Origin of the sequence: Ereboglobus luteus, from assembly GCF_003096195.1 — a bacterium.
In the GTDB taxonomy this organism is placed as follows: domain Bacteria; phylum Verrucomicrobiota; class Verrucomicrobiia; order Opitutales; family Opitutaceae; genus Ereboglobus; species Ereboglobus luteus.
The window spans coordinates 1634476-1646913 of sequence record NZ_CP023004.1; the positions used below are offsets into that span (position 1 = coordinate 1634476).

A 12438-nucleotide genomic window follows, 5' to 3' on the forward strand; every position below is an offset into this window, starting at 1 on the left:
ACTTGTTCGATTTTGCTAAGCTTTGGGATTATATGGGCAAAAGAACATGCCGACTGATGCTGAACTTCTTTGTGCGTATGCCGGAAAACATTCCGAGGCGGCTTTTACCGAATTGGTGGAGCGGCGCGTCGGCTTTGTTTATAACGCGGCGCTGCGCCAGCTGGCGGGCGATGCGCACATGGCGCATGATGTGACGCAAATCGTTTTTTCGCTTGTCGCCAGAAAGGCGGCGGCACTTGCGCGTCACGAGTGTTTGTCCGGCTGGCTTTACACGACGACAACGCATGTGGCCCGGCGCGCACTGCGCGATGCGCGAAGCCGGCAAAAACGCGAGCAGGAGGCGGTTATCATGAGCGAGATCCAAAAAAGCGAGCCGACCATGCCGGAGGCTGAGTTTGCGAAGTTGCGTCCACTGCTCGATGATGCGCTCGGCGCGTTGAGGGAGAGTGAGCGCGAGGCGGTATTGTTGCGTTTTTTCGACAAATGCAGTTTTGGCGAAATCGGCGCAAAACTGAAAATGTCGGAGGACGCCGCGCGGATGCGCGTGACGAGGGCGGTCGAAAAAATGCGCACTGTGTTTGCGAAGCGCGGCGTGACATCCTCGGCCGCGGCGGTGGGGACGCTGATGACGGCGGAGGCGGCGGCAGGCGCGCCTGCGGGCCTCGCGGTGACGGTGTCAGCGGGCGCGGTTGCGGCAACAGGCGCGAGCCTTGCGGTTGCCGCCGTATGGGGAGGCGTCCTGTCTTTTATGGGCTCCGCAAAAATAACAATGATCACCTTGGCCGTGTTGTGTGTTGCAGGCGGCACGGCATTTTGCGTGACACACCAAGAGCGCGCAGCCGGGGCGAGACTGCGGCAGGCAAAGGATAAAAACAGCAAACTGGTCGAACAACTGGCCGCAGCCAAACGAAAGGTAAATCTTCAAAAAAATCGTGCGCCCGCCGATGTTCGACCACCGCCGTGGGACTCGCCTGAATACGCCGAGGCCGCGCGCATCGCCGGGGAGAAACTTTTGGCTGAGCATCCAGAGATCAGGATGAAATTGGATGCAGTGGGAAGATCATCGAATTATGCCAAGACGTATCGCGTGGCGGATGAGCTGGGATTGACCGCCGGACAGCGTGCCGCGCTGATTGATGCCTGCACCCCAGGACTTAGCATGTCGTTGCGTGATGTGCCGGGATATGGGGCGGTTATAATTGGAGGTAGAAATTCTAGCGATTCAGGAAAATCGGGGGAGGAAATGGCTGGCAGGATTCGCGATTTGTTGGGGATCGAAGGTTTTGAGAAATACAATGAGATAGCGGATCGGCATTTTAAATACGCGAGATATTCGCGCACGATGGCGTCGGCGCTTTATTTTACGGAGATGCCTTTGGCGGGCGAGCAAGCGCGGGCGCTGGAGCGGGTTTGTTCCGACCTGCGGGAGGCGCAGGACGACCCTGTTGACAAGGCGGTTTGGTGGGATGCCTTGGAGTGGCAGTCACAGTCGTTTTTATCGGAGGCGCAGATGGTCGTTTTGCGCAAAATGAAAGAACGCCTTCAGTCAAATTATGAGGGGCAGTTGCGACAGGAAGAGCAATCGAAGCGGCGGAAGAACCGGATAAAATGAAAAGACGCGCTCAAATAAGAAACGCCGTTTTTGTAGTATTCGCTGTTATCGCGATTGCAGTCGCGAGCGTGTGGACAAAGCGCGCGCTGCACGCTGGGCTTGCGCATAACGCGGCGCGCAAAGATTTGGAGGCAAAGAATCTCGCGCTCATTGAGCAAATCCGGCAGATCGGGGTTGTTCGGACGGCTACCGCTTTGGGTGCGGATCCGGCGCAATCGGATGAAGTGCGCAATGCTCGGGAGGAACGACGTCGGAAATTGCGCGAGAGCGCCCAATCGCGGGTCAAGGCACTCAACGAACGGCTGGAAAACGACAGGGTGTTTGCGATCAATTATTACGCGGAAAAACGCGCGGATGTTGATATCAACTACGGACCGTTTCTTCACAGTATTCGGGTGACCGCCGCGCAGCGCGACGCGATTGCCGAGGCTTTGTTTGCGCGCGACATGCGCATTGATTTGCTGATGGATCGAGTGCGCGTTGGCGAGGTGGTTCCTGATGGCGCAGCTTCTCGAGAGGCAAGGGAGACTGCCAACAATGAGTTGCGCGAGAGCGTCGCGGCGATTGCCGGCGAGGACACGGCGCAGGCCTTTGACCGCTACGAACGGGCGCGGCCTGCGTGGAATTCTGTGAATCTGCTTGCGACGGAGCTGGCTTTAACAACATCACCCTTGAGTTTGGAGCAGGCCGCGAATTTGGCGTCGGCGATTGCGGAAGGTAGCGAACCTTATCGAAACGGCGACAAGATGTTGGCGCATAAAATTGACTGGGAGAGTGTGGACGCGAAGGCGCGGGCATTTTTGGACGACACCCAGTTCGAATATTTCTCCAAGGCGCAAACCATGGTGCCCGGCGGCGTGGCAAGGCAGCAAGACGAGTTTACTCAGGCAATCGACAGTCTTCGCGAGAAGGTGAAGAGCGAATGAATAAAAAACGCGAACCGTTGCGGGTTCGCGTTTGGGAAAGGGCCGGCGCCGAGCTGGTGCTCGGCGTGGCCGGCTTACTTTGCCGCGGCTGCGGCGTTGATGAGTTCGAGGAAGCTGCGCGATTCGAGCGCGGCGCCGCCAATCAGGCCGCCGTCGATGTCCTTTTGCGCAAGGAGCTCGGGCGCGTTGGCGGGTTTCATCGAGCCGCCGTAGAGGATGCGGATTTTTTGCGCAAGGGCCTCGCCGTAGAGTTTGGTGAGGAGTTCGCGGATGAAGGCATGGACTTCCTGAGCCTGCTCGGTGGTGGCGACTTTGCCGGTGCCGATCGCCCAGACGGGTTCGTAGGCAATGACTACGTTTGTGATGTCGTCATTGGACACGCCCTCGAGCCCAACTTCGACTTGGGTTTGCACGACTTTGAGGGTGGTGCCGGCTTCGCGCTCGGCGAGGGTTTCGCCAACGCAGAGGATGGGCTTGAGCTGGTTCTTCAGCGATGCGGTGACCTTCTTGTTAATGAAGGCGTCGGTTTCGCCGAAGTAGCTGCGGCGTTCGCTGTGGCCGAGGAGGACGTAGGAGGCGAAGAGGTCGCGGAGCATGGCGGCGGAAATTTCGCCCGTGTAGGCTCCGCTGGCTTCGTGGTGCATGTTTTGCGCACCGAGTTTGACGCTGGAGCCGTCGACGATTTTGCCGACGGTTTCAAGCGCGGTGAAGGGCGGGCACACGACGATGTCCACGTCCGTGTTGCGGCCTGCGGCGGCGACGATTTCCTGCGCGAGGGGCGCGGCTTCGGTCGCGGTTTTGTTCATTTTCCAATTTCCGGCGATGAGTTTTTTGCGAATCATGATGGTGTAATAATTAGGAGTCAGGAGTTAGAATACAGGAGTCAGGAGATTAAAACAGGGGATGGTGGAGTGGCGATAAGTGGAAAGGATGTCAGGATTCTCGGAGTTTTTTAGGATGACGAAGTGGTTTCTTCTGACTCCTGTCTCCTGAATCCTGACTCCTTTCCCCGAAAGCGTCAGCTTTCGAGGAACACGACTCCGGGGAGAGCCTTGCCTTCGAGAAATTCGAGGCTGGCGCCGCCGCCGGTGGAGCAGTGGGTGACTTTGTCGGCGACGCCGAATTTCTTCGCGGCCGTGGCGGTGTCGCCGCCGCCGATGACGGTGGTCGCCCCCGCCGCGGTGGCTTCGGCGATCGCGGCTGCCTGAGCCTTGGTGCCGTCGGCGAATTTATCAAATTCAAACACGCCGGCGGGGCCGTTCCAGACGATGGTCTTGGAGGCTTTGATCGTTTGCGTGAAGAGTTCGTTGCTCTTGGGACCGACGTCGAGGCCCATCCAGCCGGCGGGGATGCCGGTTTCGTCGGTGGCGGTTTGCACGCTGGCGTCGGGGGCGAACTTATCGCCGCAGACGTAGTCAACGGGGAGCACGAGTTGCACGCCTTTGGCCTTGGCTTTCTCGACGAGTTCGGGGACGAGCTTGGCGCCCTCGGCGTCGAAGAGGCTGTTGCCGATTTCCATGTTTTGCGCGACCTTCTTGAAGGTGAAGGCCATGCCGCCGCCGATGATGATGGTGTTGGCTTTGTCGAGGAGGTTGTTGATGAGGGGAATCTTGTCCGCGATTTTCGCGCCGCCGAGGATGGCGAGGAGCGGGCGCTGCGGGTTGTCGAGGACCTTGGCGAAGGCGTTGAGCTCGGCCTCCATGAGGAAGCCGGCGGCCTTTTCCTTGAGCGCGACGCCGACCATGGAGGAGTGGGCGCGGTGCGCGGTGCCGAAGGCGTCGTTCACATAGACGTCGCCGAGTTTGGTGAGGCTGGCGCGGAAGGCTTCGACGGCGGCCTTGTCGGCCTTGACGGAGGTGCCGTCCTCCTGCTTGGCCTTGCCCTCTTCTTCGATGTGGAAGCGGAGGTTTTCGAGGAGCATGACGTCGCCGGGCTTGAGCGCGGCGGCTTGCTGCTCGACAACGGGGCCGACGCAGTCGTCCGCAAAGAGGACGGGTTTGCCGATGAGTTTTTCGAGTTCGGAGGCGACGGGTTTGAGCGAGTATTTCTCGACGCGCGCGCCGTTGGGGCGGCCGAGGTGGCTCATGAGGACGACGGACGCGCCTTTTTCGAGGGCGTATTTGATCGTGGGGAGCGCGGCGACGATGCGCTGGTTGTTGGTGATTGCGCCAGTGGCCTTGTCCTGCGGGACGTTAAAGTCGACGCGGATGAGAACGCGTTTTCCGGCGAGGTCGAGATCACGAATGGTTTTGAATTTAGGCATGGTAGGAAAAAGAACCTCCAAAAAAGAACGGGAATGGCGGTGCTGGCAAGAATTGGTTGCGGTTTGCTAAAAATGCGGTGGCTGAAACTCAGAGGTTATCTCGGGGTAAGATTTTCTGATTTTTCAACCACGGAGGACACTGAGAGGCACGGAGAAATTCATGAAAGCGCATTGGTGAACTCACCTCTCCTTGTCAGATCAAGTCCTGTCTACTACAAGTTAGATATCCTCAAGCAGTGTCTTTCTGGCAATAGTTCCTTGCATATCGCCAATCATGTTTTGTGATTTTCAAGAAACTCGTAAGCGTTTTAGAAAAATTGACGTCTTTTTATGTGCCATAGTCAGAATGGTGTCAGACTGCTCACCCCAGCAGCCGGAAAATGCCATGATATCCGAACAGTTTCGGCTCAACCGGAGGCTTCGCCCTACCATTTGGCTTTCGCATCACTTTCGACAGTGCCGGTGCCTCTCGCGTTGCTGTCATTTTTTGACGCGCAAAAAAAAGACCGGGGCGTTTGCGCCCCGGCCTTGGAAGTAAATCGTGTGCGTTTTTTCGTCCGCCGTTATCAGAGCTTCTCAGCCATTTTCTGGGTGAGCTCGACGACGCGGTTCGAATAACCCCACTCGTTGTCATACCAGCTCACGAGCTTGAAGAACTGCGGGTTCAGCTCGATCGAGGAGCCGGCGTCGAAGATCGACGAGAGCTTGTCGTGGATGAAGTCCGACGAGGCGACTTCGTCCTCGGTGTAGCCGAGGATGCCCTTCATGTAGGTCTCGCTGGCCTTCTTGAGCGCGGCCTTGATCTCGGCGAGCGAGGTGGGCTTGGCGGTCTTGAAGGTGAGGTCGACAACCGACACGGTCGGGGTCGGCACGCGGAACGACATGCCGGTGAGCTTGCCCTTGACTTCGGGGAGCACGAGGCCGACGGCCTTCGCGGCGCCGGTCGTGGAGGGGATGATGTTGATCGCGGCGCTGCGGCCACCCTTCCAGTCCTTCTTGGAGGGGCCGTCCACGGTTTTTTGCGTGGCGGTGTAGGAGTGGATGGTCGTCATGAGACCTTCGGTGAGGCCGAAGCCTTCCTTGAGCATGACGTGCACGATCGGCGCGAGGCAGTTCGTGGTGCAGGAGGCGTTGGAAATGATGTTGTGGTTGGCGTAGTCGATCTTGTCGTCGTTGACGCCGAGGACAACGGTGATGTCCTCGCCCTTCGCGGGGGCGGAGATGATGACCTTCTTCGCGCCGGCGGTGATGTGGCCCTTGGCTTTTTCGGCGTCGGTGAAGAGGCCGGTGGACTCGATGACGAGGTCAACGCCAAGCGCCTTCCAGGGAAGGCCGTCCGGGGTGCGGGCGGAAACGACGAGGATTTCCTTGCCGTTGACAACGAGGACGTCGTCCTCGGCCTTGTCGGCGGCGGATTTCTTGGAGGAAACGGTGCCGGCGAAACGACCCTGCGTGGAGTCGTATTTCAAAAGGTAGGCGAGGTTGTCGGCGGGAACGATGTCACCGACTGCGACGACGTCGAGTGTGGTGCCGAGCAGACCCTGCTCGACAAGTGCGCGGAAGACGAGGCGGCCGATGCGGCCGAATCCATTGATTGCAACTTTGATTGCCATGATTAGCTCCGATTTCTTTCTGAGTGTTGTATTACTGTTTGACTGATGCGGTTTGCGGAAGCGCATCCCGTGATGTGAAACGCAGATAAAATAGCCGCTCGCGCCGCTTGGCAAGGGTTTTGGTTTAAGGATATTTATTCGCGTTTCCACGGTTTGGCGGCGTTTGGCGGCGGCTCCGGCGCAGTTGGAATATCCCGTGCTGTTTCCATTTTGCCAACGCATGCTTGCATTTTTTTTACATGGCGTGCGTTTTTGCGGGCATGCGAAAAAATATGTGCCGACCCTTCGATTTGTCCCCTGCGATTGTCGCGGTTTTGCTATTGTTGCTCGCCCCCGGATTCACGGCGAACGCGGCGCGGGCGGAAACCGCCGGCGGCAAATCCGACTACGAGCTCGATGTCGAGGGAATGATCGCGGTCCGCTTTTATGATTCCGTGCACGAAATTACCCGCGGTGTCCTGGAGTCGCTCGAGCGCGTTGAGAAAAACATAAGCGACGCGGATCGTTACATTCCGAACGCCGACCGCTATAAATCAGGCTACTCGAACTGGCGTTCCATGAGCATCGAGTCGCGCGCCGCCGGCGCGTTGCGCGTTCCCAATTTCTACGAGAAAAAAACCATCGCGGAGTTTCGCTCCGTGCACGAGAATCTCATGTCCTCCCTCACCGAACTGGCGACGCTCAACGACTCGCTGGTCGAGTATTTCAAGGGCGAGGGCGCGAAGGCGGAGAGCTTCAAAAAATACACGGACGCAAAACCGGGGCTCGATGAGTTCGTTTCCAAAACCCGGGACATGGCCAACTGGCTTGATTCCCTCGCGCTGAAAATCGCGACCGCCGGCGAGGCGCGCACGCTCGCGAAAAATCCCCGCGGCGTGTTCATCGTCAACATGCGTGAAGTGCTCGCCGTCGCCGAGTCGGTGATCCCATTCGTCAGCGATCCCGCGCTCAAACCGCGCGATTCCCGCGGTGGCCGTCCGCCGGAAACGGACGACGAAAAAAGCGTGCGCATGGCGCTTGTCGCCAGGACCGCGGAAAAACTCGACACGATCACCGCCCGCCTGAAGGAGCTCGCGGTCGCGCACAAACAAACCGCCACGGACGTGATCGCATACGAAAACAAATCCGCCGTCGAAACGAGCCTTCGCGCGCTGGGCCGGTTTTACGACGACGATATTCCGTCGCTGGTTGAAAACATTGAAAAAATCTCAGCCGAGCTTCGCGAGAAAGGCGCCATTCGCGATTACTCGCGCGTGGAAAGCCACGTGAGAAATCTCAATTATTATCACGACGAATTTGTCGGCATGTTCAACATCTGGGCCGGCGGCACGCGGGCGATGAAACGCGCGCGGAATTAACCATCAAAGCATCATTTTTATGAAATCATTCCGCTATTTTTCCGGCATCATCCTGGTTGCGGCGCTCGCCTGTCTGTGCGGCTGCGACCAGTTGTTCAAGGCGGGGTCGAGAGGCTCCGAAACCGGCGAGCGCAAGTCCGGGAAGCACACGGTGACCACGGGCTCAAAAAAGTCCGCGAAACCGTCCGCCGCCAAGATGAAGGACAAGGCCGAGAGCGAAGCCATCGAGTTTCACAACATCCTCTACGGCGTGCTCGCCGCCGCCAACAAACCGCTCGAAAAAATCTCCAAGGAAATGACCGGGGCGGTGGGCGACGCGCATCGCGATTACCTCTCGGACCGCACGCGCTGGCGCTCGCTGCGCAACTCCGGGCTCGGCAAGGGATTCCCGAAAATCCCCGGCTTCGACCTCAAGCCGCCCGAGACGTTCAGCTCGGAGGACAGGGAGTTTTTCAACGCCGGCATCACGACGGTGCGCGATTCCGTCCGCGAAATCATCGCGCTCATCGACGAGCTCGAAACGTATTACGCCGCCGAGGACTACAAGGACGACTGGTTCAAGAAAGTTTACATGACCGCGCCGCGCATGGAGGCGTTGATCGCCACGATCCGGGACGCCAGCGATCCGCTGCGCGAGCGCGTTGACGAGATCACGGATGAAATCGACGCGCGAAATGTAGCCAAGATTCCCGTCGGCCAGTGGGTGCTCAACATGCGCGGCTTCATGAAAAAATACCGCGCCATGACCGCGTGCCTGTTGCGCGCCGAATTCGCCGATCCCTCGCACGGCACCGGCATCACCCCGGAGCAACGCCGCGCGCGCATCGCCGCTGCCGAGGAATGGGCCGCAAAAGCGGAGGCGTTGTGCGCCGAGCTCGACGAACTCGCCGCCGAGCAGCGCGCGCACGCAATCGCGGATTACGAAGGGTCGCGCTACGAAAAAATCTACCACAAGTTTTACGCCGAATACGACGAGTCAAAAATCGTGATTCGCCGCGTGCTGCGCGGCATGCGCGAGAAGGGTTCGATCTACGATCAAAACAGCATCAAGAGCGACCAGCGCGACATCGCCCGGCATCTCGGCGAGTTTGTCCGGCTGTGGAACGAAAAAGGAAGCCGCGGGAAATAAGATCGCGCGCGAAGTGTCGGGCGCCTTGTTTTGCGAACAAGGCGCAATGTGTGTGGTTAAAATCGTTGCCAGAAAAGATGGTCTCTGCGGATGGGCGCGCTCGCCGGGCGTGCCTGGAATTACGAGGGACAAACACGATGGTTGGAGGAATGTCGCCGGCGCTTGGAACGCGAAACCATCCTGCCCGCTATTCCAGTCACATTTTTAGTAACACTGGCGCAATAAGGGACGTCATTTAGTGCGCACGCGCGGCGTTGGTCGCGTGGATAATCTGCAAAAAGTTTCCTTTGAGTTTCCGGTTTTTTGATTTCTGATTCCGGGGCTTTTTTGAAACAAAACACATCCATGTCCCCGCTCACGCCCATTGCGATTTTTCTTGGTTCGGCCCTGTTGTTTTGCCTGCAACCGATGGTCGGGCGCACATTGCTGCCCGCGTTTGGCGGATCGGCGGCGGTGTGGTCGGTGTGCCTGGCCGCGTTTCAAGTGTTGCTCGTGGGCGGTTATGCGTATGCGCACGGGTTGAACAAGTTGGGCGCGCGAAAACAGCGGCGCGCGCATGTGACGCTGCTTGGCGTGGCGGCGGCGTGGACGTTTGTCACGGCCATGGCGGGGCTGGCGTGGGTGCGCGGAGGTTTGCACGCGGGGGCGCATCCTGCGCTGGGGGTTTTGGGTGTTGTGCTCGCGGGCGTGGGCGTGCCGTATCTGGTTTTGTCGGCGGGCAGTTCGCTGTTGCAGGCGTGGGCAAGCGAGACGGCGCGCGAGCATGGCGGGCGCGGGGTGTATCGGCTGTATGCGGTTTCCAACTTGGGATCGTTTTTCGGATTGTTCGCCTATCCGTTTTTGCTGGATCCGTTCGTGTCGTTGCGCGGGCAATGGCTTGGATGGTGCGCGGGCTTGGTGGTGTATCTGGCGCTGGTTGCGGGCGTGGCGCGGGGGAAGCGCGGGGGCGGGGCGGAGGCGTTGAGCGATCTTGACGCGGCGCTGGCGGCTTCGCGGCAGCCGAAAAAGACGGAGCCGGTGGTGCTGGCGCGCGGGCTTTCCGGCTCGGCGTGGTGGTTTGTGCTTCCGGGCTTGAGTTCGTTCACGCTGGTGGCGACGACGAACCATCTGTCGATGGATGTGGCGCCGATGCCGTTGTTGTGGGTGATTTTGCTGGGCGCGTTTTTGCTGAGTTACGCGGTCGGGTTTTCGCGCGCGGGCGAACGGTGGCTTCCGGTGTGGCGGTTGCTGGCGCTGGGCGCGTTGATCGCGTGCGGGTTCGCCGCGCAGGAATCGGGCGGCGACGCGTTCACGGCAAACATTCTGGCGGGCGTGGCGCTGGTGTTTTTCGGGGGCGTGTTTTTGCACGGATGGCTTTATGCAACGCGGCCCGAGGGCGCGCGGCTGACGCGGTTTTACCTGGGAGTGGCCGTGGGCGGGGCGGTTGGCGGGATGCTGGTGTCGTTTGTCGCGCCGGTGGTGTTTTCGGGATATTGGGAGTATCAGGTCGCGTTGATCGCGTGCGCGGCGGCGTCGCTGGTGTTCTCGGTATTGTCATGGGAATTGGTTTGGCACGCGCGGCTTCTCAACGGCGTGACGGCGGTGGCGAGTGTGTGCGTGTTCATGCTGGTGTGGACGGCGATGACCGTGGAGTCGCGCGGGATCGTGTTGCGCGGGCGCAATTTCTACGGCGCGTTGAAAGTGGGGCAGTCGGACATGATGGTGGCGGGCGACTTGGCGCGCGTTTATGCGCTCACCAACGGCGGCACGATGCACGGGCAGCAGGCGCATGGGCGAAACCCGGAACTGGAAAAAATGCCCACTTCCTATTACGGGTCGCTGGCCGGCGGCTTGTCGGTGATGCTGCACAAAAAATGGACGGGCGGGGCGCGCGGTAAAATCAATTTGGGCGACATGACCAAGCCGGTTTCCGGCGAAAACGGATCGCCGATGCGCGTGGGTGTGATCGGGCTCGGCGTCGGCACAATGGCGACCTGGGCGAGGGCGGGGGACGAGTGGCGTTTTTTTGAAATCAATCCGCTTGTGGACAAGGTCGCGCGCGACGAGCAGTTTTTCACCTGCGTGACGCGGTCGGCGGCGGCTCCGCGCACAATCCTCGGCGACGCGCGCCTGATGCTCGAGCGCGAGCAGTCCGCGGGCGAGGCCGTTTATGATGTGTTGATAATTGACGCGTATTCGGGCGATTCGATTCCGCTGCACCTGGCGACGGCGGAGGCGTTTCAGTTATACGCAAAACGCCTGGCGCCGGACGGGATACTGGCGATGCACATTAGCAACTGGCATCTGGATTTGCTGCCGTTGTGCAAGGCCGCCGCGCGCACGCTCGGCATGTCCGCGCTGGGCGTGCAATCGTTTGACAATCCAAACGAGTTGACCGAGGGCGCGATGTGGGTGTTTTTGACCCGCGAGCCGCTCGATGTGTCGTCGGGCGCCGTGGTGGAGTTGGTGGATTTTTCGCGCGTGCGCGACATTCGCCTGCCGACCGATGAGCGAGGAAGCTTGCAGGGGCTGATTCGTTTCAACTACAGCGCGCCCGTGCTGATCGAGGATGGGTGGCGCGATTATTTGGAAACGGAAACGCGCGCCGACGGGGAATGAAAAGAGTGCCGAAAAAACGGCTGTTTATCACTCCGCCGCCTGGGCGGGGGCTTCCGCCTCGGGGACGATTTGTTTGATGAATGCCATCAGCGGCTGCACCTCGGGGGGAGGCGGAACGAAATTTCCGTATAGCAGCTCGGGCATTGTGTATTCGGTGTTGTAGAATTTGCGGTTGGCGTCGTCGTTGCGGCTCATGTAACCGGCCTTGACGGTGGCGCCCGCCATCAGGCCCTTGTTCTTCACATAAACGAGCACGGGCACCTTGAGGATTTCCTTGCTCACGCTTTCGGCCTCGGCGTATTTCGGTCCGGCAACCGCCTTGGCATCCGCGCCGACGTTGAGGCGTTTTGTGAAGAGCACCTTTGGCGTGGCGTCATCGGTGATGATATAAACGGTTTCGATCGACTTTCCGCCGACTTGAAGTCCGACGCTGGCCTCGCCGGCGCGGATGAGGACGGGAATACTCCAGGTGCCGTCGCCGCGCTTGACCATGATCACGCCGTAGCCGCCCTTCATGCCGAAGATGAGGCCGGCCTCGAACTGGCTTGTGATGACAATGGCGCGCGCCTCCCTCAGCACAGTGTCGGGAATCGCGTGGTTTTTGTCGGCCATGAATTCGCGGATGATGGCCTCGCAATTCTCAATTTGTTTCACGTAGTCGGAGCGACCGTCGGCGCGCGCAAGGGGCATGGCGGCAAACAAGGCTGTCAGGGCGATGAGGATGATTTTTTTCATGGCAAAAAGATAAGGATGGATGCTGCGTTTTTCAAACGGAACACTGTGGAAAAAACGAGGGCATTATGCACGGACGACGCCTGTTGAAAAGCGCGTAGTGAAAAAACGTTGGGACGGGCGCGTGAGGTCCCTTCAAATTTTGAGCAATATCCCGAATTGACGCGGGAGCATTGCGACAAACGCGGACAATTCCGGTGCATGAAT

Annotated in this window: 9 protein-coding genes; 5 read left to right on the top strand and 4 right to left on the bottom strand. The window is 59.3% G+C overall.

The annotated features are described in order from the left end of the window. Positions 1-46: 46 nt before the first annotated feature. Together CKA38_RS06040 and CKA38_RS06045 are read left to right on the top strand one after the other, a co-directional pair. Positions 47-1612, top strand: coding sequence for an RNA polymerase sigma factor (locus tag CKA38_RS06040; RefSeq protein ID WP_108824685.1), 1566 nt, complete (start codon positions 47-49; stop codon positions 1610-1612). Further along, positions 1609-2538: a hypothetical protein gene (locus tag CKA38_RS06045; RefSeq protein ID WP_108824686.1), complete on the top strand. Its 930-nt coding sequence runs from the start codon at positions 1609-1611 to the stop codon at positions 2536-2538. The genes CKA38_RS06040 and CKA38_RS06045 overlap by 4 nt, the downstream gene beginning before the upstream one ends. A gap of 74 nt (positions 2539-2612) precedes the next feature. On the opposite strand, the gene tpiA is transcribed toward CKA38_RS06045, so the two are convergent. The 3 genes from tpiA to gap form a co-directional block, all read right to left on the bottom strand. Beyond that, positions 2613-3380, bottom strand: coding sequence for a triose-phosphate isomerase (gene tpiA, locus CKA38_RS06050; protein WP_108824687.1), 768 nt, complete (start codon positions 3378-3380; stop codon positions 2613-2615). A gap of 176 nt (positions 3381-3556) precedes the next feature. Beyond that, a complete protein-coding gene (locus CKA38_RS06055; RefSeq protein WP_108824688.1) occupies positions 3557-4801 on the bottom strand; it encodes a phosphoglycerate kinase in 1245 nt (414 codons plus the stop codon). 566 nt (positions 4802-5367) lie between these two features. After that, positions 5368-6414 carry a type I glyceraldehyde-3-phosphate dehydrogenase gene (gene gap, locus CKA38_RS06060; protein ID WP_108826444.1) on the bottom strand — a complete coding sequence of 349 codons (1047 nt, stop codon included), beginning with the start codon at positions 6412-6414 and terminating at the stop codon, positions 5368-5370. 260 nt (positions 6415-6674) lie between these two features. Between gap and CKA38_RS06065 the strand changes: the two genes are divergently transcribed. From CKA38_RS06065 to CKA38_RS06075, 3 genes are all read left to right on the top strand, one after another. Continuing rightward, on the top strand, positions 6675-7772 hold the full coding sequence (locus tag CKA38_RS06065; RefSeq protein ID WP_152032701.1) for a hypothetical protein: 1098 nt from the start codon (positions 6675-6677) through the stop codon (positions 7770-7772). A 19-nt stretch (positions 7773-7791) separates the two neighbouring features. Beyond that, positions 7792-8901: a YiiG family protein gene (locus tag CKA38_RS06070; protein WP_108824690.1), complete on the top strand. Its 1110-nt coding sequence runs from the start codon at positions 7792-7794 to the stop codon at positions 8899-8901. Between the two features lie 345 nt (positions 8902-9246). Further along, entirely contained in the window at positions 9247-11499 is a 2253-nt protein-coding gene (locus CKA38_RS06075; RefSeq protein ID WP_108824691.1) for a fused MFS/spermidine synthase, read from the top strand. A gap of 27 nt (positions 11500-11526) precedes the next feature. On the opposite strand, the gene CKA38_RS06080 is transcribed toward CKA38_RS06075, so the two are convergent. Further along, positions 11527-12234, bottom strand: a complete 708-nt coding sequence (locus CKA38_RS06080; RefSeq protein WP_108824692.1) for a lipid-binding SYLF domain-containing protein — start codon at positions 12232-12234, stop codon at positions 11527-11529. Positions 12235-12438 lie beyond the last annotated feature (204 nt).

Coding starts and splice junctions, on each gene's coding strand:
- CKA38_RS06080 (WP_108824692.1), bottom strand. CDS start 12,234: ATGAAAAAAATCATCCTCATCGCCCTGACAGCCTTGTTTGCCGCCATG.
- CKA38_RS06070 (WP_108824690.1), top strand. CDS start 7,792: ATGAAATCATTCCGCTATTTTTCCGGCATCATCCTGGTTGCGGCGCTC.
- CKA38_RS06045 (WP_108824686.1), top strand. CDS start 1,609: ATGAAAAGACGCGCTCAAATAAGAAACGCCGTTTTTGTAGTATTCGCT.
- CKA38_RS06040 (WP_108824685.1), top strand. CDS start 47: ATGCCGACTGATGCTGAACTTCTTTGTGCGTATGCCGGAAAACATTCC.
- gap (WP_108826444.1), bottom strand. CDS start 6,414: ATGGCAATCAAAGTTGCAATCAATGGATTCGGCCGCATCGGCCGCCTC.
- CKA38_RS06075 (WP_108824691.1), top strand. CDS start 9,247: ATGTCCCCGCTCACGCCCATTGCGATTTTTCTTGGTTCGGCCCTGTTG.
- tpiA (WP_108824687.1), bottom strand. CDS start 3,380: ATGATTCGCAAAAAACTCATCGCCGGAAATTGGAAAATGAACAAAACC.
- CKA38_RS06055 (WP_108824688.1), bottom strand. CDS start 4,801: ATGCCTAAATTCAAAACCATTCGTGATCTCGACCTCGCCGGAAAACGC.
- CKA38_RS06065 (WP_152032701.1), top strand. CDS start 6,675: ATGCGAAAAAATATGTGCCGACCCTTCGATTTGTCCCCTGCGATTGTC.